The sequence below is a fragment of the Bradyrhizobium sp. genome (assembly GCF_035484855.1).
Lineage (GTDB): Bacteria > Pseudomonadota > Alphaproteobacteria > Rhizobiales > Xanthobacteraceae > Bradyrhizobium.
Genome location: NZ_DATHOP010000164.1, coordinates 23,204 through 49,448, shown reverse-complemented (window position 1 = coordinate 49,448; position 26,245 = coordinate 23,204). Strand labels below are relative to the sequence as shown.

26 protein-coding genes are annotated in these 26,245 nt (G+C 63.6%); 16 read left to right on the top strand and 10 right to left on the bottom strand.

Annotated elements, in window-relative coordinates; genetic code table 11:
- Positions 1-246 precede the first annotated feature (246 nt).
- The 7 genes from sdhC to VK804_RS18825 all read left to right on the top strand — a co-directional run bounded on the left by sdhC (position 247) and on the right by VK804_RS18825 (position 7,089).
- Positions 247-645 (top strand): succinate dehydrogenase, cytochrome b556 subunit, encoded by a 399-nt coding sequence (gene sdhC, locus VK804_RS18855; RefSeq protein WP_325372989.1) that lies wholly within the window; start codon positions 247-249, stop codon positions 643-645.
- Between the two features lie 29 nt (positions 646-674).
- Positions 675-1,049, top strand: coding sequence for a succinate dehydrogenase, hydrophobic membrane anchor protein (gene sdhD / locus VK804_RS18850; RefSeq protein WP_414642812.1), 375 nt, complete (start codon positions 675-677; stop codon positions 1,047-1,049).
- 3 nt (positions 1,050-1,052) lie between these two features.
- Positions 1,053-2,891 (top strand): succinate dehydrogenase flavoprotein subunit, encoded by a 1,839-nt coding sequence (sdhA, locus tag VK804_RS18845; protein ID WP_325372985.1) that lies wholly within the window; start codon positions 1,053-1,055, stop codon positions 2,889-2,891.
- Between the two features lie 132 nt (positions 2,892-3,023).
- A complete protein-coding gene (locus VK804_RS18840) occupies positions 3,024-3,806 on the top strand; it encodes a succinate dehydrogenase iron-sulfur subunit (protein WP_325372983.1) in 783 nt (260 codons plus the stop codon).
- A gap of 247 nt (positions 3,807-4,053) precedes the next feature.
- Positions 4,054-4,881 (top strand): FkbM family methyltransferase, encoded by an 828-nt coding sequence (locus VK804_RS18835; RefSeq protein ID WP_325373012.1) that lies wholly within the window; start codon positions 4,054-4,056, stop codon positions 4,879-4,881.
- 74 nt (positions 4,882-4,955) lie between these two features.
- On the top strand, positions 4,956-5,246 hold the full coding sequence (locus tag VK804_RS18830) for a hypothetical protein (RefSeq protein ID WP_325372981.1): 291 nt from the start codon (positions 4,956-4,958) through the stop codon (positions 5,244-5,246).
- 199 nt (positions 5,247-5,445) lie between these two features.
- On the top strand, positions 5,446-7,089 hold the full coding sequence (locus VK804_RS18825) for an OmpA family protein (protein WP_325372979.1): 1,644 nt from the start codon (positions 5,446-5,448) through the stop codon (positions 7,087-7,089).
- A gap of 261 nt (positions 7,090-7,350) precedes the next feature.
- On the opposite strand, the gene argG is transcribed toward VK804_RS18825, so the two are convergent.
- The 6 genes from argG to VK804_RS18795 form a co-directional block, all read right to left on the bottom strand.
- The gene (gene argG / locus VK804_RS18820; protein ID WP_325372977.1) at positions 7,351-8,688 is read right to left on the bottom strand and encodes an argininosuccinate synthase; all 1,338 of its coding nucleotides are present in this window, start codon (positions 8,686-8,688) and stop codon (positions 7,351-7,353) included.
- 109 nt (positions 8,689-8,797) lie between these two features.
- Positions 8,798-9,574, bottom strand: coding sequence for a phosphatase PAP2 family protein (locus tag VK804_RS18815; RefSeq protein ID WP_325372975.1), 777 nt, complete (start codon positions 9,572-9,574; stop codon positions 8,798-8,800).
- A gap of 140 nt (positions 9,575-9,714) precedes the next feature.
- The gene (locus tag VK804_RS18810; RefSeq protein WP_325372973.1) at positions 9,715-10,242 is read right to left on the bottom strand and encodes a hypothetical protein; all 528 of its coding nucleotides are present in this window, start codon (positions 10,240-10,242) and stop codon (positions 9,715-9,717) included.
- Between the two features lie 143 nt (positions 10,243-10,385).
- The gene (gene rlmN / locus VK804_RS18805; RefSeq protein WP_325372971.1) at positions 10,386-11,585 is read right to left on the bottom strand and encodes a 23S rRNA (adenine(2503)-C(2))-methyltransferase RlmN; all 1,200 of its coding nucleotides are present in this window, start codon (positions 11,583-11,585) and stop codon (positions 10,386-10,388) included.
- 168 nt (positions 11,586-11,753) lie between these two features.
- Entirely contained in the window at positions 11,754-12,323 is a 570-nt protein-coding gene (locus tag VK804_RS18800; protein WP_325373010.1) for an invasion associated locus B family protein, read from the bottom strand.
- A gap of 180 nt (positions 12,324-12,503) precedes the next feature.
- Complete coding sequence (locus VK804_RS18795) at positions 12,504-13,346, bottom strand: SDR family oxidoreductase (RefSeq protein WP_325372969.1); 843 nt, start codon at positions 13,344-13,346, stop codon at positions 12,504-12,506.
- Positions 13,347-13,545: 199 nt separating this feature from the next.
- On the opposite strand from VK804_RS18795, the gene VK804_RS18790 reads away from it, so the two are divergent.
- Positions 13,546-14,520: an NADPH:quinone oxidoreductase family protein gene (locus VK804_RS18790; protein ID WP_325372967.1), complete on the top strand. Its 975-nt coding sequence runs from the start codon at positions 13,546-13,548 to the stop codon at positions 14,518-14,520.
- A 243-nt stretch (positions 14,521-14,763) separates the two neighbouring features.
- Here the strand turns inward: VK804_RS18790 and VK804_RS18785 are convergent, their stop codons facing one another.
- Positions 14,764-15,228, bottom strand: coding sequence for a hypothetical protein (locus VK804_RS18785; protein WP_325372965.1), 465 nt, complete (start codon positions 15,226-15,228; stop codon positions 14,764-14,766).
- Positions 15,229-15,508: 280 nt separating this feature from the next.
- Here VK804_RS18785 and VK804_RS18780 point away from each other — a divergent pair, with 280 nt between their 5' ends.
- Positions 15,509-16,378 carry a hypothetical protein gene (locus tag VK804_RS18780; protein WP_325372963.1) on the top strand — a complete coding sequence of 290 codons (870 nt, stop codon included), beginning with the start codon at positions 15,509-15,511 and terminating at the stop codon, positions 16,376-16,378.
- A 23-nt stretch (positions 16,379-16,401) separates the two neighbouring features.
- Entirely contained in the window at positions 16,402-17,580 is a 1,179-nt protein-coding gene (locus VK804_RS18775) for a TAXI family TRAP transporter solute-binding subunit (RefSeq protein ID WP_325372961.1), read from the top strand.
- 21 nt (positions 17,581-17,601) lie between these two features.
- On the opposite strand, the gene VK804_RS18770 is transcribed toward VK804_RS18775, so the two are convergent.
- The gene (locus tag VK804_RS18770) at positions 17,602-17,976 is read right to left on the bottom strand and encodes a YkvA family protein (protein ID WP_325372959.1); all 375 of its coding nucleotides are present in this window, start codon (positions 17,974-17,976) and stop codon (positions 17,602-17,604) included.
- A 345-nt stretch (positions 17,977-18,321) separates the two neighbouring features.
- Positions 18,322-18,627, bottom strand: a complete 306-nt coding sequence (locus VK804_RS18765; protein ID WP_325372957.1) for a 4a-hydroxytetrahydrobiopterin dehydratase — start codon at positions 18,625-18,627, stop codon at positions 18,322-18,324.
- A 269-nt stretch (positions 18,628-18,896) separates the two neighbouring features.
- Between VK804_RS18765 and VK804_RS18760 the strand changes: the two genes are divergently transcribed.
- A complete protein-coding gene (locus tag VK804_RS18760; RefSeq protein WP_325372955.1) occupies positions 18,897-20,246 on the top strand; it encodes a TAXI family TRAP transporter solute-binding subunit in 1,350 nt (449 codons plus the stop codon).
- 73 nt (positions 20,247-20,319) lie between these two features.
- Here VK804_RS18760 and VK804_RS18755 read toward each other — a convergent pair whose 3' ends face one another.
- Positions 20,320-20,703 (bottom strand): response regulator, encoded by a 384-nt coding sequence (locus tag VK804_RS18755; RefSeq protein ID WP_325373008.1) that lies wholly within the window; start codon positions 20,701-20,703, stop codon positions 20,320-20,322.
- Positions 20,704-20,891: 188 nt separating this feature from the next.
- Here VK804_RS18755 and VK804_RS18750 point away from each other — a divergent pair, with 188 nt between their 5' ends.
- From VK804_RS18750 to VK804_RS18730, 5 genes are all read left to right on the top strand, one after another.
- The gene (locus tag VK804_RS18750) at positions 20,892-21,650 is read left to right on the top strand and encodes a Crp/Fnr family transcriptional regulator (protein ID WP_325372953.1); all 759 of its coding nucleotides are present in this window, start codon (positions 20,892-20,894) and stop codon (positions 21,648-21,650) included.
- A 242-nt stretch (positions 21,651-21,892) separates the two neighbouring features.
- Positions 21,893-23,719 carry a translational GTPase TypA gene (gene typA, locus VK804_RS18745; RefSeq protein ID WP_325372951.1) on the top strand — a complete coding sequence of 609 codons (1,827 nt, stop codon included), beginning with the start codon at positions 21,893-21,895 and terminating at the stop codon, positions 23,717-23,719.
- A 132-nt stretch (positions 23,720-23,851) separates the two neighbouring features.
- A complete protein-coding gene (locus VK804_RS18740) occupies positions 23,852-25,099 on the top strand; it encodes an NAD(P)/FAD-dependent oxidoreductase (RefSeq protein WP_325373006.1) in 1,248 nt (415 codons plus the stop codon).
- Between the two features lie 73 nt (positions 25,100-25,172).
- Positions 25,173-25,391 (top strand): hypothetical protein, encoded by a 219-nt coding sequence (locus tag VK804_RS18735; protein WP_325372949.1) that lies wholly within the window; start codon positions 25,173-25,175, stop codon positions 25,389-25,391.
- Between the two features lie 18 nt (positions 25,392-25,409).
- Positions 25,410-26,243 carry a DUF3883 domain-containing protein gene (locus VK804_RS18730; protein WP_325372947.1) on the top strand — a complete coding sequence of 278 codons (834 nt, stop codon included), beginning with the start codon at positions 25,410-25,412 and terminating at the stop codon, positions 26,241-26,243.
- Positions 26,244-26,245: the final 2 nt, after the last annotated feature.

Sequence of the window (26,245 nt, the reverse complement as noted above, 5' to 3'; positions counted from 1 at the left end):
TCGCGTCGAAGCGGTGCGCGTTCATGAATCGTGCTTCAGGTATACCAGCCATCAGCGATGCCCGGTCGCTGTCAATCCCCGGCAATGCACGGCTCATTTGCAAGGCTCATCTGAAAGGATGAACATTCGTTCGGAAACGTCGGATTTCGTCGTTGCGCTGGCTGTTTCGACTTCGTAAATAAGCTTCGTCCAGCGCGCCCCCTCAAGGGGTCCGTGCGTGGGCCTTAAAAACCGTCAAAGCCGCCAATGACCGCCAGGATCGAACGACCGCTCTCGCCGCACTTGCAGACCTATCGTTGGACCCTGACGATGGCGCTTTCCATCGTCCATCGCGTCACCGGCATCGCGCTGTATTTCGGCACGCTGTTGCTGGCGTGGTGGCTGATCGCGGCGGCTTCGGGGCCTGGCGCCTATGCCAACGTGCAGGCCTTCACGTCGAGCTTCATCGGCCGGCTGATCGTGTTCGGCTATACCTGGGCGCTGCTGCATCATCTGCTCAGCGGCGTCAGGCATTTCGTCTGGGACCTCGGCTATGGCTTCAAGCCGAACGAGCGCGAGGCGCTGACCTGGGGCGCGCTGATCGGCGGCATTACGCTGACGGTCCTGGTGTGGATCGCCGCTTACGCGATCGGAGGCGGACGATGAGCGGACCTGATTCGGCGGCTCCCCGATCGATGCGCACGCCGCTCAGCCGCGTCCGCGCGCTCGGCGCTTCGCATTCCGGCACCGGCGACTTCTGGCGCCAGCGGCTCACCGCGGTCGCGATGGTGCTCTTGATCCTGCCCGTCATCATCGTGGTCATGATGCTGCTCGGCCGCAACCAGGCCGGCGCCGCGCAGATTCTCGGCTCGCCGCTGGTCGCGATCGTGATGCTGTTGTTCATCGTCGCCAGCGTCTGGCACATGAAGATCGGCATGCAGGTGGTGATCGAGGACTATATCCATGGCGACATGACGAAACTCGCCGCCATCATGGCCAACAATTTCTTCTCGGTCGCGGTGGCGCTGGCCTCGATCTACGCCATCCTCAAACTGTCATCCGGAGTGTAGCCCATGGCTGCTGATGGCAACGGCAAGGCCCCCAATGGCGGTCCCGCCAGCAATGGAAAAGCCTATCCGATCGAAGACCACAGCTATGACGTGGTCGTGGTCGGCGCCGGCGGCGCCGGGCTGCGCGCCGTGGTCGGCTGCGGCGAGGCGGGCCTGCGCACCGCCTGCATCACCAAGGTATTTCCGACGCGCTCGCATACGGTCGCGGCCCAGGGCGGCATTTCGGCGGCGCTCGGCAACATGCACCCGGACGACTGGCGCTGGCACATGTACGACACCGTCAAGGGCTCGGACTGGCTCGGCGACCAGGACGCCATCGAATACATGGTGCGCAACGCGCCGGAAGCGGTCTACGAGCTCGAGCATTGGGGCGTGCCGTTCTCGCGCACCGAGGACGGCAAGATCTATCAGCGGCCGTTCGGCGGCATGACGCTGGACTACGGCAAGGGCCAGGCGCAGCGCACCTGTGCTGCCGCCGACCGCACCGGCCATGCCATGCTGCACACCATGTACGGCCAGGCGCTGCGCCACGCCGCGGAATTCTTCATCGAGTTTTTCGCCATCGACCTGATCATGGACGACCAGGGCACCTGCCGCGGCGTGATCGCGCTGAAGCTCGACGACGGCACGCTGCATCGTTTCCGCGCCCAGACCACCATCCTGGCGACCGGCGGCTATGGCCGCGCCTACGCCTCCTGCACCTCGGCGCATACCTGCACCGGCGACGGCGGCGCCATGGCGCTGCGGGCCGGTCTGCCGCTGCAGGACATGGAATTCGTCCAGTTCCATCCGACCGGCATCTATGGTGCCGGCTGCCTCGTCACCGAAGGCGCGCGCGGCGAAGGCGGCTATCTCGTCAATTCCGAGGGCGAGCGCTTCATGGAGCGCTATGCGCCGTCGGCCAAGGATCTCGCGTCGCGCGACGTGGTCTCGCGCGCGATGACCATCGAAATCCGCGAGGGCCGCGGCGTCGGCAAGAAGAAGGATCACATCTACCTGCACCTCGACCATCTCGATCCCAAGGTGCTGCACGAACGCCTGCCCGGCATTTCCGAATCGGTGCGGATTTTCGCCAATGTCGACGTCACGCGGGAGCCGATCCCGATCGTGCCGACGGTGCACTACAATATGGGCGGCATTCCCACCAATTATCACGGCGAAGTACTGACCAAGGTCAACGGTGACGACAATGCGATCGTTCCCGGCCTGATGGCGCTCGGCGAAGCGGCCTGCGTCTCGGTGCACGGCGCCAACCGTCTCGGCTCCAATTCGCTGATCGATCTCGTGGTGTTCGGCCGGGCCGCTGCGTTGCGCTGCGCGGAAAAGCTGACGCCTAACGGCAGTCAGGCGGAACTGCCGGCGGGCTCCGCCGACAAGGCGCTCGGGCGGCTCGATCATTATCGCCACGCCGCCGGCGGCACGCCGACCGCGAAACTGCGCGACAGCATGCAGCATGTCATGACGAATAATTGCGCGGTGTTCCGCACCGGCGAGATCCTGAACGAAGGCCACAATTTGATCCACAAGGTGCATGGCGGCATCACCGACATCGCCGTCAGCGACCGCTCGCTGATCTGGAATTCCGACCTGGTCGAGACGCTGGAATTCGACAATCTGATCGTGCAGGCGGTGGTGACGATGGATTCGGCCACCAACCGCAGTGAAAGCCGCGGCGCCCACGCGCGCGAGGATTTTCCGGACCGCGACGACAAGAACTGGATGAAGCACACGCTGGCGTGGATCGACCAGGGCGGCAACACCTCGATCGACTACCGCCCGGTGCACGACTACACCATGACCAATGACGTGCAGTACATCCCGCCGAAGGCGCGGGTGTATTGAGCGACCACAAACAGCCCGTCATTCCGGGGCGATGCGAAGCATCGAACTATGATGTGCAATTGCACATCAGAGAATCTCGAGATTCCGGGTCTGGTCCTTCGGACCATCCCGGAATGACGAAAGGTTAGAATAATGGTTGAATTCGCACTGCCGAAAAATTCGAGAATCACGGGCGGCAAGACCTGGCCGAAGCCGGCCGGTGCCACCGCGACGCGCGAGTTCAAGATTTATCGCTGGAATCCGGACGACGGCAAGAATCCGAGCGTCGATACCTACACCATCGACACCAATGATTGCGGCCCGATGGTGCTGGACGCGCTGATCTGGATCAAGAACCACATCGACCCGACGCTGACCTTCCGCCGCTCCTGCCGCGAAGGCGTCTGCGGCTCCTGCGCCATGAATATCGACGGCCAGAACACGCTGGCCTGCACCAAGGCGATGGACGACGTCAAGGACGGCGCGGTGAAGATCAATCCGCTGCCGCATCAACCCGTGATCAAGGATTTGGTGCCGGACCTGACCAATTTCTACGCGCAGTATGCCTCGATCGAGCCGTGGCTGAAGACGACGTCGCCGACGCCGCAGAAGGAATGGCGGCAGAGCCACGAGGATCGCGAGAAGCTCGACGGCCTCTATGAGTGCATTCTCTGCGCCTGCTGCTCGACCTCGTGCCCGAGCTATTGGTGGAACAGCGAACGCTTCCTCGGCCCGGCCGCGCTGCTGCAGGCAACACGCTGGGTCAAGGACTCCCGCGACGAGGCCACCGGCCAGCGGCTCGACGATCTCGAGGACCCGTTCCGGCTCTACCGCTGCCACACCATCCTGAACTGCGCCAAGGCCTGCCCGAAAAACCTCAATCCGTCGGAAGCCATCGCCGAACTCAAGCTGATGCTGGTCGAGCGGCAGATCTGATACGCCTTTATCAAGTCGTCATGCCCGGGCTCGTCCCGGGCATCCACGTCTTGGGCGACATGAGCGAGTAAGACGTGGATGGCCGGGACAAGCCCGGCCATGACGGAGAACGCTGCAGGTAGTGCCGTAGCCCGGAAAGACTCGCCGGCTCGGCAGGTGACGTTGGAGCTGCCCCCAAAACCGGCTATGTAGGCGCGGCAATCGCGTCTTCGAGAAAACCTTGGCAAACTCCGTCCCTCTTTCCGGCATCGCCGCGGCCAACGATCCGGCGGCACCGCCGTTCGGCGCCTTCGCGCCGACGCGCGCACAGGCCGCGGTCATCGCGCTTGCGCATCGCTCGCGGCTGAGGCGCGGCGCGTTTCGCCCGATGCTGTCGCGGCTGGTCAATCTCCTTCGCGCAGGTCCCGTCGACGTGTCCTATCAGGGGGCATCGTTCCGCTTCTACCATCAGGCCAGCGCCACCGAGCGCGGCGCGCTGTTCAACCCGGACTATAATCTGGAGGAACTGGCTTTCCTGCGTGAGCACACGCCCCAGGGCGGCGTGTTCGTCGATGTCGGCGCCAATGTCGGCACCTATGCCATGGTGCTGGCGCGCCACACGGGCTCTACGGGGAAAGTGATCGCGGTCGAGCCGCATCCGGTCACCCATGCGCGGCTGGCGTTCAACCGCGCCGCCTCGGGCTTCAGCCAGGTCGCGCTCGTCGCCGCTGCCGCCGGGCCTTCCGACGGCGAACTCCTGATCGAGACCGATGGCGACAATCTCGGCGCCAGCCACATCGCCTCTGGCGAACCTTCCGGCAACGCCATCGCCGTGCCGTCGCTGCGGCTGCAGCGCATTCTCGGTGATGCCGGCGTGAGCCGCGTGGACGCGTTGAAGATCGATGTCGAAGGTTTCGAGGACCGCGTTCTGACCGGCTTCTTCAGGGAGGCGGCAGAACGCTTGTGGCCGCGCGCGGTCGTGATTGAACATCTGTCGCGCGATGAATGGCAGGACGACTGCATCGACGACATGTGCAGGCACGGCTATGCCGAGGCCGGCAAGACCCGCAGCAATACGCTGTTGCTGCGCGGGTAGGACAGCCGCCCCGGAACCTTGCCCCCGCCGCGCCGTTGACGCACGAGGTTGCGTTTCCGCAAAGAGAGCAACAGATGCCGATCGATCCGCCCGAAATCCCGCCGGCGACGCCGGGCAATCCGACCGAGCCGCCGCAGGAAAGCCCGCCCGGCGACCCTCGGCCCGAGGTGCCGCCGCCGGTGCGGGAGCCCGGCGAGCCGCCACAGCCCGACGAATTGCCGGGCCGCACGCCGGAAGAATTGCCGGTGCGAGGACCGGAAGGTCCGCGCACGCCCTCGCCCGCGACCGACGGAATGGACGGTCCAATGGGTTCCGGACCCGATCTGAATCCGGGTGCATCGGATGCGCTTGGAGGGACAATGTGAAATGGCGGTTTGAAAGCATGCCCTGAATACGCAATGAACAGGACCGAATCGGGGCTTTGCGCATCGAGAAATAAATACAGGTCCGCCTTTGAGTGCCGCCACAATCCGGCCTAACGTCTATTCGTTGATCGCCACGCCTTGTTGCCAAGCTTACCTGCCAAGCCTTCCTGCCAAGAATTTTCCGGGGATCCAGACCATCATGACAAACCTTCGCCTGTTGCTGCTTGCCACGACCGCTCTTACGGCGACGCAATTGATCGCCCCGCCATCGCACGCGCAGACCGCGCCGCAGGTCATGGCCCAGGCCAAGGAAGAAGAAGGAAAGCCAAAGCAGCCGCCGAAGGCTGCGCCGCCGCGCCCGGCTCCGCCCGCCGCGCGGCCCGCGCCGCCACCGCCCAGACCCGCGGCTCCGCCGCCGCCACCGCCTCGGCCCGCCGCTCCGCCGCCACCCCCGCCGCATCCCGCGGCACCTCCACCGCCGCCGCCCCATCCGGCGGCGCCCGTGGCGCCACCTCCGCATGTCCCGCCGCCGGCAGCGCCACCAACCCCGCCGCAGCGTCCCGCGCCGCCTCCTCCCCCGGCGGCAGCGCCTCCGCCTGCGTCGCCGAAGCCACCGGCCCCGCCAAGCGGCGCGCCGGCCATGCAGCCACAGCAACAGCAGCAGAAGGGTGCGCCAACGCCGCCGCCACCCCCGCCGCCGTCAGGACGGGTCGGACCGCCTCCCGCGGGCGCAAGTGCCCCACCGCCGCCGGCCGGCGCGGCTGCACCGCCGCCTGGACGTCCCGGACAGAGCGCGCTGCCGCCCGGCGGACAGCCGCTGGCCCGTCGTCCGCCGCCGACGGTTACCGCACCGATCCCGCAGCCGCCTCGCGAGGCCATGACCCCGATTGCGCCGGGAGCAGCCGCCCAGGGACCGCGCCGCATGGAAGATTTCCGCGGCGCGCGGCAGGAGAGCGATCAGGGCGGCCGAAAGGTCTTCACCGAACCCGGCCGCGTCATCGTCGTCGATCCCTCCGGCCAGTCGTTCATCCGTCACAACGAGGAGGATCGATTCCGCTTCGGCGCGCGTGACATCCAGACCCGGCAAGTCGGCGGCGAGACACAGACCATCGTGGTCCGTCCCGACGGTTCGCAGATCATCACCTTTGTCGGCGGCGACGGCCAGTTGCTGCGCCGGATTCGGCGCGACCGGGATGGCCGCGAGATCATCATCATCGACAACAGCTACCGCGATCCGCGCGATGTCGGCGGCTTCTATGTCGACCTGCCGCCGCCGGTGATTGGGATTCCCTATGACCGCTATATCGTCGACGCCGGGGATGCGCCGCCGGACCTGATCTACGACACCATGGAAGCGCCGCCGGTGGAACGGATCGACCGGCGCTATTCGCTCGACGAAATCCGCTACAGCCCGTCGGTGCGCGCGTTGATGCCGAGCATCGATCTCAACTCCATCAACTTCGAGACCGGGTCGTGGGAAATTCCCCCCGACCAGGCGGCGAAGCTGCAGGTGATCGCGGACGGACTGAACCGGGCGATCCAGCGCAATCCGCGCGAGGTGTTTTTGATCGAGGGTCACACCGACGCGGTCGGCAACGACGTCGACAATCTGTCGCTGTCGGACCGCCGCGCCGAGGCGGCCGCGGAGCTGCTGACCCAGCAATTCAACGTGCCGCCGGAAAACCTGACCTCGCAGGGCTACGGTTCGCAATATCTGAAGGAACAGACGCCAGGGCCGAGTGCCATCAACCGCCGCGTCACCATCCGCCGCATCACGCCGCTGCTCAACGGCGGCGCGGCCTCGCTGCCGCCACCGCCGCCCGGCATCGCGCCGCCGAGGTGAGCTGCAAGGCGATCGCGAAATGAAAATGGCCGGGAGCAATCCCGGCGATTTTTGTTCCGTCATTGCGAGCGCAGCGAAGCAATCCAGCTTTCTTGCTTGCTGCTCGATGGATGGATTGCTTCGCTGCGCTCGCAATGACGGATGCATGCGGCCGTAGGGTGGGCAAAGGCGCCCTTCGCGCCGTGCCCACCATCACGATCTCGGTTGTAACGAGATGGTGGGCACGCTTCGCTTTGCCCACCCTACGCAGCTATGCCGTTATCAGCTCTTGTCGCCATCCAGCTTGAGTATCGGTGAGTCATCGCCGATCGATAGCAGGCCTGCCTCCGCGTAGAGACTGAGCTTGGCGCGGGTGTCGGTGATGTCCAGGTTGCGCATCGTCAGCTGGCCGATGCGGTCCGCCGGCGTGAACGCCGCATCGTCTACCTTCTCCATGCTCAGCCGCTCCGGCTGATAGGTCAAATTGGGGCTCTCCGTGTTCAGGATGGAGTAGTCGTTGCCGCGTCGCAGCTCGAGCGTGACCTCGCCGGTGATGGCGCGGGCCACCCAGCGCTGCGCGGTTTCGCGCAGCATCAGGGCTTGCGAATCGAACCACCGTCCCTGGTAGAGCAGACGACCCAGGCGCATGCCGCTGATGCGGTATTGCTCGATGGTGTCCTCGTTGTGGATGCCCGTGATCAGCCGCTCATAGGCGATGTGCAGCAGCGCCATGGCGGGCGCTTCGTAAATGCCGCGGCTCTTGGCCTCGATGATCCGGTTCTCGATCTGGTCGCTCATGCCAAGGCCATGCCGGCCGCCGATGGCGTTGGCCTCGAGAAACAACGCAACCGGATCGGCAAACGTCCGGCCGTTCAGCGCGACGGGCTGGCCTTCCTCAAAACGCACGGTCACCGGCTCAGACTTGACGACGCAATCGTCGCGCCAGAACGGCACGCCCATGATGGGATTGACGATCCTGATGCCGCTATTCAGGCTCTCGAGATCCTTGGCCTCATGGGTCGCGCCGAGGATATTGCTGTCGGTCGAATAGGCCTTCTCGGCGCTCATCTTGTAGTCGAAGCCATTGGCGGTGAGGAACGCCGACATTTCCGCGCGTCCACCCAGCTCATCGATGAACTGCTGGTCGAGCCAGGGCTTGTAGATCTTGAGGCTCGGATTGGTCAGCAGGCCGTAGCGATAGAACCGCTCGATGTCGTTGCCCTTGTAGGTCGAGCCATCGCCCCAGATGTTGACGCCATCCTCCTTCATCGCCGCGACCAGCATGGTGCCGGTCACGGCGCGACCGAGCGGCGTGGTGTTGAAGTACGTCGTGCCGCCGGTCGAGATGTGGAAAGCACCGGACTGGATGGCGGCGATGCCTTCGTGGACCAATTGCGTGCGGCAATCCACCAGCCGGGCCTTTTCGGCGCCGAAGCCCAGCGCCTTGCGCGGAATCTCGTCGTAGTCGGCCTCGTCGGGCTGGCCGAGATTGGCGGTATAGGCGAAGACGCGGGCGCCTTTCTGTTTCATCCATAGCAGCGCCGCGCTGGTGTCGAGACCGCCCGAGAAGGCGATGCCGACTTTCTCCCCTTTGGGCAGGCCTTTCAGGATCGTACTCATCGAGTTTCCAATCGGTCGTAATGGCTGATGTCTGACGAATTGAATGCGCGAATATCAAATTTCGCAGGCTTGGGCACGCGTTTAGTAATGGCTGGCGTAATGATGCCGCTCACGGGGACGGCTTTGGCCCCACATCGCGGCCGCACCAGCGCTGGAAGAAGCGATAGCCCGGCCAGGCCAGTTTCGTCAGCGCGGCATCGATGCCCTCGTCGGTGAGGCGCGTCTGCGGCCAGCGATAGATATAGCCATAGGCCAGCCAGATCACCAAAAACGTCACCAGGCCCGCGGCCGCCACGTCGGTGAAGAAGTGCCCGCCGAACGCCATTCGCAGCACGCTGGTGACGACGCCGAACAAAGTCGCCGCCGCAAACGCCAGCGGCCGCCACGCCGGCGGCGTCAGCGCCGCGGGCGCGTAGGTCCAGAACGCGGTGGCGCCTTCGCCGGAGAAGAACGAGCAATTGCGCGCGCAGGCGCCGCGCGGATCCCACCATGCCACGAATTGATCCGGCCCGTTGAACTGCCTCACCACCACCGGGCGCGGCCGGCCCCAATAGCTCTTGAAGGTGAGATTGGTGAGAACGCCCGCCGAAAGGAGCAAGGTGGCGAGCAGGAAGACGATCGCACGCCCGGAGATCAACAGCGGCCGGTCCGGCCGGATCAGTTTCACCACCAGCGCGATCAGCGCCGGCGCCGCCAGCGCCCAGGCGATCCACATCGCACCGTCGCGCGCAATCGCGGCCAGCGCATTGAGTTTCAGGGGAAACGAGTGCGTCGTAGCGTCGTAGAACAGGCCGGCGAGCTTGAGGTCGAGTTCGGGGAAAATCCCGAACAATAGCCCAACCACGAGCGCGAGGCCGAGCGCGATGAAAAGTCCAGTCCGGTTCATGGCGCGGGGTTTAGCCGAGGCGATTGGGGATGAAAAGGGCAGTCGTCATCCTGAGGTGCGAGCACTTGCGAGCCTCGAAGGATGAGCAGCAGGCACCGGCCCTTCGTCATCCTTCGAGGCTCGCCGAAGAGGCTCGCACCTCAGGATGACGGCGGTGATTGCGGCGGCGGAGAATGCGCCGGCGGCGCGGGTGTTTGCGAGGGCAGCGGAGGCGGCGGCCTCAGCTGGCGCGGCGGCTCGCGCCAGGCGCCGGCATTGCGGCCGGCGATCATCCAGTAAACCATGCCGGCAACAATGCCGGCGCCGGTCATGATTTCGAGATGCCGCCGGACGATGCCCTCGAAGCGCAGCGTATCGGGATCGAACGGCACCAGGCCGAGATAGCAGGCAAGACCGATCAGGCCGCCGCCGATCGCATAGGTCAGCGCGCCCCTGATATAGAACGCTTCGGTGATCAAGGCCACCAGCATCGCCGGCAGCAACGCAAAGCCGGAGATGAAGATGAAGCCGAAACCGAGCACGATGTTGAGCGCGCCCTGATCCACCGGGCCGGCGCCGAGATCGCTCAGTTCCGGAAACAGCACCGCGACGATCACGATCATCCCCGCCACCAGGCAAGCGGCGAAAAAGGCGAACAGGATCACGAACAGGCGGCCGATCAGTGCCATGTTAACAAATCCAACAACGCGAGCCGAAACTCTCTCAACCGTCATGCCCGGGCCCGTCCCGGGCATCCACGTCTTACTTTGTCGAGACACCGAAGACGTGGATGGCCGGGACAAGCCCGGCCATGACGACGTCTATTTGTGCCTCAATCCGTCATCGCCATGGCGCGCAGCGCCTGGCGCTCGCGCACCGACAATTTCTCGGTCTCCGACTTCAACTGGCCGCAGGCAGCGAGGATGTCGCGGCCGCGCGGGGTGCGCACCGGCGAGGAGTAGCCGGCGTTGAAGATGTATTCGGAGAATTTTTCGATTCTGTCCCAGTCCGAGCATTCGTAGCGCGTGCCCGGCCACGGATTGAACGGAATCAGGTTGATCTTGGCGGGAATCCCCTTCAGCATCTTCACCAGCAGCCTGGCGTCGTCGAGCGAATCGTTGACGTCCTTGAGCATCACATACTCGAAGGTAATGCGCCGCGCATTGGAGGCGCCGGGGTAGTCGCGGCACGCCTGCAGCAATTCGGCAATCGGATATTTGCGGTTCAGCGGCACCAGTTCGTTGCGCAATTCGTCGCGCACCGCATGCAGCGAGATCGCCAGCATCACGCCGATCTCCTCGCCGGTGCGGATGATGTTCGGCACCACGCCCGAGGTCGACAGCGTGATGCGGCGGCGGGAGATGCCGATGCCTTCATTGTCCGCCACGATCAGCAGCGCGTCGCGCACCGCATCGAAATTGTACAGGGGCTCGCCCATGCCCATCATCACCACATTGGTGACGAGGCGGCTGCCGGTCGGCGTCTCGCGGTCGGCCCAGTCGTTGAGGCGGTCGCGCGCCACCATGACCTGGCCGACGATCTCGCCTGACGTGAGGTTGCGCACCAGCCGCTGGGTGCCGGTGTGACAGAACGAGCAATTCAGCGTGCAGCCGACCTGCGAGGAAACGCACAGCGTGCCGCGATCGGTCTCGGGGATATAGACGCATTCCACCTCATGCGCCTTTTCGACATCATCGCCGCTCGGCAGCCGCAACAGCCATTTGCGGGTGCCGTCATTGGAGATTTGCTCGGCGACCACCTCGGGGCGCGCGACGGTAAAATGCGCCTCGAGCTCGCCGCGCATTTCCTTGGAAATGCTGGTCATCTCGTCGAAGTTTTCCGCGCCCCGGACGTAGATCCAGTGCCAGAGCTGCTGCGTGCGCATCTTGCGCTGCGAAGGTTGAACGCCGATTTCGCCCAGCCGCTCCGCGATTTCGGCGCGCGACAGCCCGACCAGCGAAGGTTTCGCCGGCGGCACGTAGGTCTCGAGCGCGATCTTTTCCAGGGGCGCCGAAGTGAATGCAAGCGTCATCAATCACACGCGGAGTAAGTGGTTGAAACGTAGGGTGGGCAAAGCGAAGCGGGCCCACCACGAATGTCGATGGTGGGCACGGCGCGACGCGCCTTTGCCCACCCTACGACGGTCTTAGATAGGCTTTCCGGGGTTCCCAAACAACGTCGATTTGAGCTCAAAAACCGCCTAGCGCCGGCAATCCTGCGCCAGCCGGTCGAGCGCCTGAGCGAGGCCCTTCAGCGAAAAGGTGTCCGTGGTCTCGGTGCCCTTGGCGGAGACGCCCTTGACGGTGACGTCGGCGGATTTGCGCATCGCTTCGACCATCCGCTCTTCCTCGGCGGCGTTCTTGATCCAGAGGCCGTCGCCCTGGGTATACATCGCGTAACTGGCGCCGCCGACCTCCAGTGTCGATTCCGAGCCGGGCTTCAGCGTGTAGCCGATCATGATCGAGACTTCGTTGGTGACCTTCTCCGCCGGACGGGTGGAGACGAAGGCATAGGCCGGATCGCGCGGACGGTTGGGCGGATTGGTTTTCGACGACGCGGGCTTTGCCAGCGCGAAGCACACCTTCTTGCCGTTCGGCGTCGCGGTATAGGCGCCCCAGGTGCCGAACTGGCCAATCAGCGTGGGTTCGGCATCGCCCGTCACGGCGGCGGCAGGCTTGGTTTCCGGTTTGGCCACCGCAGGCTTGGCCGCAGCCTTTGAGGCTTTCGGCGGCGCGCTCTGCGCATGCGCAAGGCCCGATGCCCCGCACATCAGCACGCTTAGCCCCAGAGCTGTCAGATTTCGCCGCACGGACATGACCGAATCTGGTTCCCTCATTATTGTGACTGGATGATGGCTCCGACACCGTAGCGTCACACGGGGTAGCGGGGAAATACTCTTTTGGAAAGACCGTTGCGGAAGCCTGCAAACCGGGGCGTCCAGCTCATTTCATCAAGAGCCCTTCGACCGCGCCGCCCGCTGGCTCTCCCACTGCGCATCGGTCCATTGCAGCAGATCCTCCGCACCCGAACTGCGCAAATGCGCGCCGCCATCCTGCACCACCATCTCGCCGTTGATGAAGCCCGCGCCGTCGGAGATGAGATAACTGGCGAGATCGGCGAGTTCGCGATGTTCGCCGACGCGGCCGAGCGGATTTCTCGATGCCCAGTTTTCGTCGCGGCCTTCGGGACGAAGCTGGCCGGAAGCACCCGGGGTCGGAAACGCGCCGGGCGCGATCGCCACCGTGCGAACGCCCTTCGGCCCCCACTCCACCGCAAGGCTCCTGGTCATCGCGAGAATGGCGGATTTCGCCATTGCCGAGGGCACCGTGAAGGCGCGGCCGGTGATGGTCGAGGTCGAGAGGATGCTCAGGACCACGCCCTTGTGCTTGCCCTCGATCCAGCGCTGGCCCGAGCCGAGCGTGCAATACATCGTGCCGTGCAGGGTCGGCGCAAGGATCGCGTCCGCGGCGCGAAACGACATCTGCTCGCTCTGCGCGATGAAGGTCGCCGCGGCATTGTTGACGAGAACATCGAGCGGGGCGTGTTGCCAGATCGCCTCCAGCATGGCGTCCACGCTGGCGCCGTCGCGAATATCGCACCGGAGCGCGCTGACGTTGCCGCCGAGGTCGGCGCGCATCCGCGCCGCGGTTGCCTCCAGCAATTCGAGCCTGCGGCCGCAGATGATCAGTTCGGCGCCGAGCTCGACGAAGCGGCGTCCCATCGCCGCCCCAAGCCCGGAGCCGCCGCCGGTGACCAGGATGCGCTTTCCCTCAAGCAGGTTCTTTTCAAACATCGTTCGATTCCTCATTTACCACCGTCATCGCGAGCGTAGCGAAGCAATCCATCGCTCCGCAATCCGGAAAGCTGGATTGCTTCGCTGCGCTCGCAATGACGGCGGTGGTGCGTTGGTGTCGAATCCGATTGTCGCCCGGCCTCAAATCCGGCAAGAAGCTTGCCAGCCCCGACTGTGCGGCCGAAAACCAGGTGTGTCCATGAAAGCCATTCTCTGCTCGCAATATTGCGGTCCCGACGATCTCGTGCTGAGCGAAGTGCCCGATCCGGTGCCCGCGGCCAATGAGGCCGTGATCGCGATCAAATCCGCGGCGCTGAATTTCTTCGACCTGCTGATGATCCAGGGCAAGTACCAGATCAAGCCGCCATTTCCGTTTTCGCCAGCCGCCGAGGTCGCCGGCGTGATCGAGAGCGTCGGTGCTGGCGTCACCGACCTCAAGGTCGGCGACCGCGTGGTGGCCTCCTGCGGGCACAACGGCGCGCGCGAGAAGATCGCGCTGCCGGCGAATTCGATCGTGAGGATTCCCGACAATCTGGATTTCGACCGCGCCGCCGGAATCATCATCATCTACGGCACCGCGCTGCATGCGCTGGAAGACCGCGCGAGCCTCAAGCCGGGCGAGACCATGGCGGTGCTGGGGGCGGCCGGCGGCACGGGGCTGGCGGCCTGCGAACTCGGCAAGCTGATGGGCCTGAAGGTGATCGCCTGCGCCTCGTCGGACGAAAAACTCGAATTCGCCAGGCAGCACGGCGCCGAACTCGGTCTGAACTACGCCAGGGATGATTTGAAGGAAGGCCTGCGTAAGCTCACCGGCGGCAAGGGCGTCGACATCATCTTCGATCCCGTCGGCGGCAGCTATGCCGAAGCCTCGCTGCGCTCGATCGCATGGGAGGGCCGTTTTCTCGTGATCGGATTCGCCGCCGGCGACATTCCGAAGATGCCGCTCAACCTCGCGCTCCTGAAAGGCTGCGACATCCGCGGCGTGTTCTGGGGCCATTGGGCGCGGCTCAATCCGGAGAAGAACCGCGCCAACCTGGAAAAGCTGGTGAAGTGGACGGCGGAGGGCAAGATCTCCTCGCATGTCGACCGCACCTTTCCGCTGGCGCAAACCGCCGATGCGCTGAAGGTGCTGGCGGGCCGCAAGGCGATGGGCAAGGTGATCCTGCATCCGTGATGGGCCGAACTCTGAACGTCATGCGCGGGCTTCCGCCTTCGCTGAAGCTTCGGCGGACAAATACCGAAGACCCGGCGAAGCCTCTTGAGCGCCGAAGTCCGCCTTCGGACGAAGGCGGTTGGCGTAGACGGGTGACCCGCGCATCCATCAATCTTCGCAAGATCTTTTCGAAGCGGATGGATTGCCGGGGTCAAGCCCGGCAATGACGGTCCCGGCCTGAGCGTTCCCGACGCGTCGCGCGCCCTACTGCACCTGGCACGAGGTCTGTTCGACCCGCGGCCGGCCGCAGTAGTGGATGGTCGAGCCGTCGAACAGCGTGTATTGCCGCTTTCCGGGAAACAGATTGGCGCCAAAACTCGCCGAGCAGGATTGCCCGTGGGTGGCGATGTTCACCACCAGCGCGTTGTTCGGCAGATTCCAAATCAGCTTGAGACCGTTGCGGCCGGCGACGCGGACCTGCGCGCTGCCGCCGGGCGCCGCCGTCGGCCGCGCGCCGAGCCTTCCATCGAAGTGAATCGTGCTGGAGAAGATGAAGGCGGTTTCGGTGACGTCGGCATAGGCGCCGCCGTCGGTGAAGATCGCGCCGGTGCCGTCACCGCTGATCGGAATGTTGTTGGCCTGAACCGGCTGCTGGCAATCCACGGTGCCGGAAAAATGGATGTGGAATTTGGCGACCGCCGTCTGCGCCGTCGCCTGCGTCGAAAACATCAGGCCTGCAATTAAAATCAAATTGCGTGCAACTCTTGCGTTAGCGCTCATCATATTTCCCCATATTTCTCCCCCTATTGCGACGAAATGCCTGTGGGCAGCGTACGTCACGCCGCAATGAAATCAAGATATCTCCCAAATCGTGCCGGTGATCGTCGCTTTTTGGTCCGATTCGAAATGCGTTTTAAGGCCTCGGTAGCGGGGCGCTTGGCCGACAAGAATAAGAAGAAGTGGATGCCGGGATGCCCTGATGTTGCGTAGTAGCGTGGAGGCATCACCCATGGCGCGTAAAATCAGGCTCACACCATACGACGAACAAATACTCGACGAGTATGACGAAGGCGCCGATGGCGCCCAATACATGGCTTACGGATCGGCGCCATCGATGGCGACGGAAGATGAATATCTTACCGAGGATCCGATGCCGCTGTTTCTCTCCAGCCATGACGAGGAAGAATATCGGCCGCGGGGCTTTGGCAGCGGCGGGGACGGCAACCATCCGGTTTTGCCGCGCATTCTGAAGGCCGGCATTTTCGTGGCGTCGGCGGCAGCGATCGCCTTTGCCGCCATATCGGTGGAAAATCCGCTGTCGCTGTTCGCCAATGCCAAGGCTTCGCTGATCGGATCGTCGGCGGATCAGTCGGCCGCAACCCAGCCGGCGCAGCCGATACCAGCGGTGCGGCTGGTGAGCAACAATCGACCGATGCCGGTGGTCGCGCAAGCCACCGATCGGGACACGGCACCGTCCGTAAGGGTCATGCCGACACGCGACGATATCGCGCTCGCGCTCAAGACCGCTCATCAGAACCAGGCCGAAGCCGTGCAGGCGCCCATCGTGCCGCCGCAACCGGTGGCCGCGCCGGCACGGCGGATCGATCCCGACGAACTTGCAACCCTGCTCAAGCGGGCCAAGAGCCTGATCGAGATCGGTGACATCGCGGCGGCACGGCTGTTGCTGGAACGTGCGGCCGACGCGCAGGAGCCCAGCGCCGCGCTATTGCTGGCGCAGACCTACGACCCCGCCGTGCTCGGGACGCAGGACATGCGGAGCATCACGCCCGATCCGGCGATGGCGCGCGACTGGTACCAGAAGGCAGCCCGGTTCGGTTCACCGGATGCGCAACAACGACTGGCGCAAATGCAGAACTGATTTTCAAAAAGCAGGGGACTTCAATGCGACGATTAATCGGGATGGCGATTTTCGCCATGATGATGGCGCTTGGCTTCGCGGCCGTGGCCGAGGAGACGGAATTCGATCCGGCCAAGGTCAGCGACAGCCTCAAGGCGATCTTCCAGTTCGGATCCACCGCCACCAAACAGGCGCTCAACGCCAACACGGTGACGCTGATATCCGGCACCATCGGCGGCACCTATGTGCAATTCGGCGCCGACCTCGCCTCCGTGCTCGACGACGGCAACAAGTTGCGCGTACTGCCGATCGTCGGGCGCGGCTCGGTGCAGAGCGTCGCCGACATCCTGTTCCTGCAGGGCGTCGATCTCGGCATCGTGCGCGCCGACACGCTCGACTATCTGGAGCGAAAGGGTTTTGCCAAGGACATCAAGAAGCAATTCACCTATGTCACCAAGCTCTACAACGAAGAGATGCACGTCATTGCCTCGAGGTCGGTGCATAATCTGAAGGAACTCAACGGCAAGACCATCAGCGTCGACCTTCCCAACGGCGGCACCTTCGTCACGGCGCTGACCGTGTTCGAGCGGCTCGGGCTGAAGCCGAACGTCGTCTATATCGAGCAGCGCATCGCGATGGAGAAGCTGAAAAAAGGCGAAATCGACGCCGTGATCGTGGTCGGCGGCAAGCCGTACAAGTCCGTCTCCAGCTTCAAGGACGATCGCTTTCACCTCGTCACCGTCGACTACGACAAGCCGCTGCAGGGCGACTATCTGCCGGCGACGCTGACCGCCGCCGACTATCCCAATTTGATCTCGAACGACGAACAGAAGGTCGACACCATCGCGGTGCCGGCGGTGCTCGCCGCCTATAACTGGGCACCCAATACGGACCGTTACCGCAAGGTCGCGCTGTTCGTGGACAATTTCTTCACGAAATTTCCCGCCTTCCAGAACCCGCCCTTCCATCCGAAATGGAAGGAGGTCTCGTTGTCGGCGCAACTGCCGGACTGGCAGCGCTTCCCGGCCGCCAAGCAATGGCTGGACAGCCACGGCATCGAACCGGTTGCGAAGGTCAGGTTCGACGAATTCCTCAAGAGCAACGCGGCGGCCGGAAAGCTGCCGGCCAATGCCGACAAGGAAGCGCTGTTCAAGCAGTTCCAGGCCTGGGAAGCCGAGCAGAACGCGCGCGCCCAGGCAGCGCCGGCGCAGAAGCAGAAGTAGCGGTCGAGCTGCCGACGGCGCTCAATCCTCCGGCGCAAGCCCTCGCTTCAGCGCGGCGCGGGCGGCGTCGCGATGATCCGCCGTGATGTGGCTCGAGACCAGTCGGATCGCGGTAGCGAGCACGGCGGCATCGTCGGTGTAGCCGAGCACCGGCAACATGTCCGGGATGAAATCGAACGGCAGGATGAAATAGGCGATGGCCCCGAGCAGCGCCGCCTGGACGTGGCGCGGCGTCTGCTTGTCGAAGGCACAGTAATAGGCGGCGAGCAAATCCTCGGCGAAGGGAATTTTTGCGATCACCCGCTTCAGCTTGATCCAGAAGCGCCGGCGCAGGTTTTCGGGATCTTCCGCCAGCCGGTCGGCCGGCTCAAATCCGACGGTATGTTCGGTCGCCATCATAAGCCCCTTGGGACCCGCGCGGTGAATCGTCGCGGCAGACGTGGCTCGAGATGGGGACGTGCTACCGCCGCTTCAAGATTGAGCGACATCTCCCTCTCCCGCTCTTCGCGGGGGAGGGCATAGGCGCCCTACGGGCGCCGTTTTTGAGAGAAGGACGCCGATGCGAAGCATCGGCTATGGTGGGGGTGTCTCCGCTGGGACGGTGTCCGTTGCATTCCCCCACCCGCCGCGCTCTGCCGAGCGCCATAGGCGAAGCTCCGCTTCGGCGTTCTGCTCTAAGGACGGCCGCCGACGGCGGCCTATGCTCCCCCGCAAGCGGGAGAGGTAAAAGCTTCTCCTGGATCAGGAAACCCCGAGCTGGCCCGCGATGGCGTTCATCGCCTTCGCAAGCTCGATGTCGCGCAGGGTGACGCCGCCGGCATCGTGGGTCGCGAGCACGACCTCCACCGTCTTGTAAACGTTGCGCCATTCCGGGTGATGGTCATTCTTTTCGGCCACCAGCGCGGCCCGCGCCATGAATCCGAAGGCCTCGTTGAAATCCTTGAAAACGAAGGTCCGCGCGATGGCCTCGCGGCCGGGCGTCTCGACCCAGCCATGCAACCCCTTAAGCGCCGATTTTCGCGCTTCCGCCGTCAGCCGCTCCACCATGTCAACCTCCTGTTCCACCCCACCCTAGCACCGAACCAGCCGGCGGCATCGCGCCATGACCCAGAGGGAGCCATGGCCGCCGGTAACCATGACGGAGATGTAACTCCGCGCTGGCAGGAAATTTGCTACAATATTGCTCTAACCGCCTTGGCAATATGAAATTGGACCTCAAACGATTATTTGCCAGATCGATGACCGGCGGCTTTGAGCCGGCCGGAGCGCCGGCACAGCCGGCGCCAGCGTCGGCGCGCTCGCCCAGGCAGCAGACGATGTTCGTCATACTGGCCGGCATCCTCGCCATCATAGGCGCCGTCGCGGGCGCCTATTATTTTGCGATGCGGCCGGTGACCCTGCGGATCGCGGTTGGGCCGGCCAACAGCGATGACCTCAAGGTGGTCCAGGCGTTGACCCAGGCCTTTGCCCAGAAACACGGCTATGTCCGCTTGCGCCCGATCCAGACCGACGGCGCGACCGAGAGCGCCAAGGCGCTTGAAAACGGCAGCGTCGATCTTGCCATCATCCGCGGCGATCTCGACGTGCCGAAGAACGCCCAGGCCGTGGCGACGCTGCGCAAGAACGTCGCGGTGCTGTGGGTGCCGCCGCCAGCGAAGGGCAAGGGCAAGAAATCCGGACCGAAGATCACGAAGATATCGCAACTCGCCGGGCGCAAGATCGGCGTCGTCGGCCGCACACCGGCCAACGTCAATTTGCTGAAGGTGATCCTGCAACAATATGGCGTTGATCCCGCCAAGGTCGAGATCGTCCAGTTCCCGGCCTCCGAGGCGGTGGATGCCATCAGGAACCAGAAGGCGGATGCCTATCTCGCCGCGGGTCCCGTCAACAGCAAGATCACCACGGATGCGATCAACGCATCGATGCGCGACGGCGGCACGCCGACCTTCCTCGGCATCGATACGGCGGAGGCGATCGCGCAGAACCATCCGATGTATGAAGCCTCCGAAATTCCGGCCGGCGCCTTCGGCGGCTCGCCCGACCGGCCCGACGACGAGGTCAAGACCATCAGCTTCTCGCACCACATCGTCGCGCGGAAGGGCCTCTCGGAGACCACGGTTGCCGCCTTCACCCGGCAATTGTTTGCGATCCGGCAGCAGCTGATGGCGGAATTCCCGCTGGCTGCGAAAATCGAGACCCCGGATACCGACAAGGATGCCGCCATTCCGGTGCATCCGGGCGCTGCGGCCTTTGTCGACGGCGAGGAAAAGACCTTCCTTGACCGCTACAGCGATTACATCTGGTGGAGCCTGATGGCGCTGTCGGCGATGGGCTCGGCGGGTGCGTGGTTCGCGGGTTACCTGAAGAAGGACCAGCGCAACAACAACACGCATCTGCGCGAACGACTGCTCGACATGCTCGCAACCGCGCGCCGCAGCGATTCAACCGAGGAACTCGACCAGATGCAGGCCGAGGCGGACAATATCATGCGCGATACGCTGCAGTGCTTCGACAATGGCGCGATCGAGGAAGGCGCATTGACCGCCTTCAATATCGTGCTCGATCAATTCCACAACGCGGTCGCCGACCGCAAGGCGGTGCTGGCGAGCATGCCGCAAAGCCTGCAACGGGCGGGCGCGCAGTTCCGGGCCACCGGCACCTTGTAAGCCGCAATTGCCGCAATCCTGCCGTCACGCCGATGGCGCGGGTGCGCGATCGCGCGGTGGGGCGCTCTCAGTATCAACGTCTGGCGCCGCCGGACTTGCTCAGCAAGGCGCGCAGCGCGTCGGTCGAATAGGGTTTTGGCAGCCTCGGCCTGTCCGCGAATGCGGCGGGAAGCCTGACGTCGGCGCCATAGCCGGTGACGAAGACAAACGGAATTTTGAGCGCTGCCAGCCTTTCTGCGATCGCAAAGCTCTTTTCCCGCACCAGCCCGACGTCAAGCAGCGCGAAATCCGGCGCGCGCTCGGCGATCATGTCGAGCGCCTTGGCCACGCTTCCCGCAGTCCGGATCGTCTTCACCCCGAAGCCGAGAATCGTGTCCTCGAAATCAAGCGCAATGATCGGATCGTCTTCGACGATCAGCACGTCCTCGGGCATGCGGTCGAAGGAGGCGGGTTCCATGATCTCTTTGACAAGACTTCCCAAGGCCGAAATCCGAACCAAGCTCGAACCTGTCTGCCGTTTGCGCGAAAAGCGTATCGGCCGGTTCCAAGGATGAAACCATCACATCGCGGTTTCGTTTGTCTGTGCACTTGTGCACATAGCAATCCGGCAGATGCTGTTATTGTGGAAACTGCGAGAGAACCTGAATGGTCATAAGCGAGAACCCGGATGGCGCCGACCGGCCCTACAACAATCTGTTGCGGCGGCTGAGCCCGGGCGACTTTGCGCTGATAGCGCCGCACCTCGGGCACGAAGAGGCGCAGCCCGGCGACCTGCTCTACAATCCCGGCGACGACGTCGAGATCGTGCACTTTCCCTGCGGCCCGGCGCTCGCGACCTATCTGGTTGCCAATGAGGACGGCCGCGACGTCGAGACCATCCTGGTCGGCCGCGAAGGCGCCGTCGGCGGAATTGTCAGCCAGGGATATCTGCCGGCCTATACCCGCATCGTGGTCAAGTTCGGCGGCCCGTTCGTGCACCTGCCGATCGGAAAGCTCGATGCGGCCAAGACGAAGTCAGCAACGCTACGCAATGTGTTCGCGCGCTATGCCGACTGCATGCTGGCGCAGATGTTCCAGGCGACCGCCTGCAATGCGATTCATTCGATCGAGCAGCGCACGGCGAAATGGATCATCTCGGCGATGGAGCGCACCGAAGGCGAGGATGTGGTGCCGCTGACCCATGAGCAGTTGGCGACGCTATTGGGCGTCGGCCGCAGCTATACCAGCCGGGTGATCCAGACCTTCAAGGCGGAGGGAGTTTTGGAAACCCGCCGCGGCTCGATCCTGGTCCTCAACCCCGAGGCGCTGAAGCTGCGCGCCTGCCTTTGCAACGAATCCGTGAAAAATCACTTCGAGGAAGTGCTGCGCGGGGTTTATCCGACCGAAGAGGCCCATGGCCCCTGAAGAAGGACGGTTTGACGCGAAATTCGGCTAACCAAACCGCAAACAACGCATTGTTTTTCGGCGATTTCTGACTATATTGCAGCGCAACGAGTAGGGTGTGCCCGGTCCTTTTGGCCGGGCTTCCTTTTTGGGGCGCTATGGCGCCCTTTCGAATTCCAGGTTTTGAGCGTGATCCGGAAAAGTGGGTCCCGGTTTTCCCGTGAGATCGCGCTCCAGCCATTGTCCGACCCAGAAGAAGAGCTATGAAACTTCGCAACGTCGCCATCATCGCCCACGTCGACCACGGCAAGACCACGCTGGTGGATCGCCTGCTGCAGCAATCCGGCGTCTACCGCGACAACCAGCGCCAGGTTGAGCGCGCCATGGATTCCAACGACCTGGAGCGCGAGCGCGGCATCACCATTCTGGCCAAGGCGGCGTCGGTGCAGTGGAAAGACACCCGCATCAACATTGTCGACACCCCGGGCCATGCCGATTTCGGCGGCGAGGTCGAGCGCATCCTCAACATGGTGGACGGCGCGCTGGTGCTGGTCGACGCCGCCGAGGGTCCGCTGCCGCAAACCAAATTCGTGGTGTCGAAGGCGCTGCGGATGGGGCTGAAGCCCATCGTCGTCATCAACAAGGTCGACCGCTCCGACGCGCGCCCCGTCGAGGTCATCAACGAAGTGTTCGACCTGTTCGCGGCGCTCGACGCCAGCGAGGAGCAGCTCGATTTCCCGATTCTCTACGGCTCCGCCAAGCAGGGCTGGATGGCGACGTCGCTCGAGGGTTCGCACGACGACGGCATGCAGCCGCTGTTCGATCTGATCCTCAGCCATGTCAAGCCTCCGGTGGTCGAGGAAGGCCCGTTCCGCCTGCTCGGCACCATCCTGGAAGCCAATCCCTATCTCGGCCGCATCATCACCGGACGCATCAGTTCGGGATCGGTCAAGCCGAACCAGAGCGTCAAGGTACTCGATCATGACGGCAAGCTGATCGAGACCGGCCGCATCACCAAGGTGCTGGCGTTCCGCGGCATTGAACGCACCGCCGTGGAAGAGGCGGAAGCCGGCGACATCGTGGCGCTGGCCGGCCTGCCGAACGCCACCGTCGCTCACACCATCTGCGATCCCTCGGTGGAATTGCCGATCCAGGCGCAGCCGATCGATCCGCCGACGCTGGCGATGACGTTTCGCGTCAACGATTCCCCGCTGGCCGGCACCGAAGGCACCAAGGTCACCGGCCGCATGATCCGCGACCGATTGCTGCGCGAAGCCGAAGGCAATGTGGCGCTGGGGGTTCGCGAATCCGATGACAGCGATGCGATGGAAGTCGCCGGCCGCGGCGAGTTGCAGCTCGGCATCCTGATCGAGACCATGCGCCGCGAAGGCTTTGAGCTCTCGGTGTCGCGCCCGCGCGTCGTCTTGAAGAAGGACGAAGCATCAGGCGATTGGCAGGAGCCGATCGAGGAGGTCGTGATCGACGTCGACGAGGAGCATTCCGGCGTGGTCGTGCAGAAGATGAGCGAACGCAAGGCCGAGATGATCGAGATGCGCCCCTCCGGCGGCCACCGGCTGCGGCTGGTGTTTTACGCGCCCACGCGAGGCCTGATCGGCTATCAGGGCGAGTTGCTCACCGATACCCGCGGCACCGCGGTCATGAACCGCCTGTTCCACAATTACGCGCCCTACAAGGGCGAGATCCAGGGCCGCCGCAACGGCGTCTTGATCTCCAACGACCAGGGCGAGGCGGTGGCCTATGCGATGTTCAAGCTGGAAGACCGCGGCCCGATGATGATCGAGCCGGGCTGGAAGGTCTACAAGGGCATGATCGTCGGCGAGCACACCCGCGACAACGATCTCGAGATCAACGTGCTCAAGGGCAAGCAGCTCACCAACATCCGCACCACCTCGAAGGACGAAGCGGTACGGCTGACGCCGCCGATCAGGATGACCCTGGAAAAGGCGCTCGCCTATATCGAGGACGACGAGCTGGTCGAGGTCACCCCGAAATCAATCCGGCTGCGCAAGAAATTCCTCGACGCCAACGACCGCAAGCGCGCGGAAAAGTCCAAGCAGGCGGTGGCGTAAGCCCTCCCGCACAGTTGAACCAAGATACCGTCATGGCCGGGCTTGTCCCGGCCATCCACGTCTTGGATACTGGGAAAGAAAGACGTGGATGCCCGGCACAAGGCCGGGCATGACGACAACGCTAACGATCTCATGTCCTCCCTCCCCTCCTCCATCGACATCGCCATCGTCGGCGCCGGCGCCGCCGGCCTCGGGGCGGCGCATGCGCTGAAGGATTCCGGCCTCTCGACCATCGTGCTGGAAGCGCGCGACCGCGTCGGCGGCCGTGGCCACACCATCATGGCCGCGCCCGGCATCACCTTCGATCTCGGCTGCGGCTGGCTGCATTCGGCCGACCGAAATTCGTTCGTGCCCATCGCCGAACGGCTGAACTTCGAGATCGACAAGACGCGTCCGCCGTGGCGCGAACAGAGTTTCGATACCGGTTTCCCGCTCCAGGAACGCCTCGACTTCATTCGGGCGATCGACGCCTTCTACGATCGCGCCGAGCGGGCCGCCAAAAGCGGCCACGACAGCGCCGCGAGCACCTGTCTCGAGCCCGGCAATCGCTGGAACCCGATGATCCACGCGATCTCGACCTATGTGAACGGCGCGGAGCTCGACCGTATCTCGATACTCGACATGGAGGCCTATGAGGACAGCGAGATCAACTGGCGGGTGCGGCGCGGCTATGGCGCGCTGATGGCGGCCTATGGCGCGTCCTGTCCGCTTGCGCTGAACACGCAAGTGACGCTGATCGATCATTCCGGAAAACGTCTGCGGATCGAGACCTCGCGTGGCACGCTTTCAGCCGCCAAGGCCATCGTCACCGTGCCGACCAATCTGATCGCCGATGAGGCGATCCGTTTCCACCCCGCGCTGCATGAAAAAGTCGACGCCGCGCGCGGCCTGCCGCTGGGTCTGGACAACAAGGTGATGCTCGCGTTGTCCGAATCGGACGCACTGCCGAAGGATGGCAATTTGCGTGGCGCCACCATGCGCACCGCGATGGGCAGCTTCCATCTGCGCCCGTTCGGGCAGCCCTGCATCGAAGGTTTCTTCGGCGGCAGCTTTGCGCGCGAACTGGAAAACGCCGGCGACGGCGCGCTGGCGGCGGAAGCGATCGACGAGATCGTGGCTCTATTGGGCTCGGATTTCCGCCGCAAGCTAACGCCGCTCGCCGAATCGCGCTGGGGCCACGACCCCTTCGCCCGCGGTGGCTATTCGCACGCGCTGCCGGGTCACGCCGGAAAGCGCGCGGTGCTGGCCGCGCCGGTCGATGGCCGGCTGTTCTTTGCGGGGGAAGCGACCTCGCCGAACTTTTTCTCCACCGCGCATGGGGCGCGGGACAGCGGGGAGAGGGCGGCGGAGGAGGTGTTGGCTACAAAGAGTCAGACTTGATCTTTGCCGCGCATGGCCTTGCATCGTCTAGACTGTCGGGCCATTCTCGTGGAAACAGGTCTGGGGTCGGGCAATGACAGCAGCAAACAAGGCATATATCACTTGGCGTGAAACTGTTGCACATAGACTAAACGAGATCTATTGCGTCACCATAGAAGATGTCGGCTTTGACGAGCCATATTTGATTCGTCATTGGAAATCGAAAGAAACGCCATCTCACTTTGTTGAGTGGTTCGGCAATAAGTACGATCTCGACAGGCGACCAATGCCTATTCAAACCCTTGGCCGTTGAGGGATCGTTGTAGCGGCAATGGCAGAAGAGCCCAAAGAGCGCCGCAATTGGACCGATGATGAACTTGATCTCATCATCGCTGACTATTTCGCGATGCTCAACGACGAAGCCGCCAATATGCCCTACAGCAAGGCTGGGCATAACCGCCTTCTCCAACGAGATATTGATCGGACCGAGGGGTCGATCGAATTCAAGCACCAGAATATCTCCGCGGTGCTCCTTAAACTTGGGCTTCCAAGGATCACTGGCTACGTTCCGGCAGCCAATTATCAAAAAGCCATCATCCCAGCGATAGACAGATATCTTTCCCTGCATCCTCTTGCACTGCATCCCGAAAGGGTGGTCGAGGGCTTGTCCGAGCGACAAGGACTATTCGTTGATAAGCCGCCGCCACTCCTGCCCATCACACCTCCAAAGCAGGATATGGAACGGCTGATACGTAAGTTTAATCCTGTTGAACGAGACTTCAGAAACCGCAAGCTCGGTCGCGAAGGCGAGGAGTTGGTATTTCATTTCGAGCGCGAAAGACTCCAACAACTGGATCGTCCCGATCTCGCCAAAAAGATCCGATGGATTTCGGAGGAACTCGGGGACGGAGCCGGCTATGACATTCTGTCGTTCGATACCAAAGGCCGAGAACGACTACTTGAGGTCAAGACAACCGTGGGCGCAGATATCACGCCGTTTTACATAACAAGAAATGAACTGTCTCTGGCTGAAGAACGGCCAGACGCCTTCCGGCTCTGCCGAGTGTTTGACTTCACGGCGCATCCTCGAATGTTCGAGTTGGCGCCTCCGCTGAAGAAGTTCGTACACCTCTCGCCTCTCAGCTATGAGGCATCGTTTTCCTAGCC

Coding starts and splice junctions, on each gene's coding strand:
- sdhC (WP_325372989.1), top strand. CDS start 247: ATGACCGCCAGGATCGAACGACCGCTCTCGCCGCACTTGCAGACCTAT.
- sdhD (WP_414642812.1), top strand. CDS start 675: ATGCGCACGCCGCTCAGCCGCGTCCGCGCGCTCGGCGCTTCGCATTCC.
- sdhA (WP_325372985.1), top strand. CDS start 1,053: ATGGCTGCTGATGGCAACGGCAAGGCCCCCAATGGCGGTCCCGCCAGC.
- VK804_RS18840 (WP_325372983.1), top strand. CDS start 3,024: ATGGTTGAATTCGCACTGCCGAAAAATTCGAGAATCACGGGCGGCAAG.
- VK804_RS18830 (WP_325372981.1), top strand. CDS start 4,956: ATGCCGATCGATCCGCCCGAAATCCCGCCGGCGACGCCGGGCAATCCG.
- VK804_RS18825 (WP_325372979.1), top strand. CDS start 5,446: ATGACAAACCTTCGCCTGTTGCTGCTTGCCACGACCGCTCTTACGGCG.
- argG (WP_325372977.1), bottom strand. CDS start 8,688: ATGAGTACGATCCTGAAAGGCCTGCCCAAAGGGGAGAAAGTCGGCATC.
- VK804_RS18815 (WP_325372975.1), bottom strand. CDS start 9,574: ATGAACCGGACTGGACTTTTCATCGCGCTCGGCCTCGCGCTCGTGGTT.
- VK804_RS18810 (WP_325372973.1), bottom strand. CDS start 10,242: ATGGCACTGATCGGCCGCCTGTTCGTGATCCTGTTCGCCTTTTTCGCC.
- rlmN (WP_325372971.1), bottom strand. CDS start 11,585: ATGACGCTTGCATTCACTTCGGCGCCCCTGGAAAAGATCGCGCTCGAG.
- VK804_RS18800 (WP_325373010.1), bottom strand. CDS start 12,323: ATGTGCGGGGCATCGGGCCTTGCGCATGCGCAGAGCGCGCCGCCGAAA.
- VK804_RS18795 (WP_325372969.1), bottom strand. CDS start 13,346: ATGTTTGAAAAGAACCTGCTTGAGGGAAAGCGCATCCTGGTCACCGGC.
- VK804_RS18790 (WP_325372967.1), top strand. CDS start 13,546: ATGAAAGCCATTCTCTGCTCGCAATATTGCGGTCCCGACGATCTCGTG.
- VK804_RS18785 (WP_325372965.1), bottom strand. CDS start 15,228: ATGTTTTCGACGCAGGCGACGGCGCAGACGGCGGTCGCCAAATTCCAC.
- VK804_RS18780 (WP_325372963.1), top strand. CDS start 15,509: ATGGCGCGTAAAATCAGGCTCACACCATACGACGAACAAATACTCGAC.
- VK804_RS18775 (WP_325372961.1), top strand. CDS start 16,402: ATGCGACGATTAATCGGGATGGCGATTTTCGCCATGATGATGGCGCTT.
- VK804_RS18770 (WP_325372959.1), bottom strand. CDS start 17,976: ATGGCGACCGAACATACCGTCGGATTTGAGCCGGCCGACCGGCTGGCG.
- VK804_RS18765 (WP_325372957.1), bottom strand. CDS start 18,627: ATGGTGGAGCGGCTGACGGCGGAAGCGCGAAAATCGGCGCTTAAGGGG.
- VK804_RS18760 (WP_325372955.1), top strand. CDS start 18,897: ATGTTCGTCATACTGGCCGGCATCCTCGCCATCATAGGCGCCGTCGCG.
- VK804_RS18755 (WP_325373008.1), bottom strand. CDS start 20,703: ATGGAACCCGCCTCCTTCGACCGCATGCCCGAGGACGTGCTGATCGTC.
- VK804_RS18750 (WP_325372953.1), top strand. CDS start 20,892: ATGGTCATAAGCGAGAACCCGGATGGCGCCGACCGGCCCTACAACAAT.
- typA (WP_325372951.1), top strand. CDS start 21,893: ATGAAACTTCGCAACGTCGCCATCATCGCCCACGTCGACCACGGCAAG.
- VK804_RS18740 (WP_325373006.1), top strand. CDS start 23,852: ATGTCCTCCCTCCCCTCCTCCATCGACATCGCCATCGTCGGCGCCGGC.
- VK804_RS18735 (WP_325372949.1), top strand. CDS start 25,173: ATGACAGCAGCAAACAAGGCATATATCACTTGGCGTGAAACTGTTGCA.
- VK804_RS18730 (WP_325372947.1), top strand. CDS start 25,410: ATGGCAGAAGAGCCCAAAGAGCGCCGCAATTGGACCGATGATGAACTT.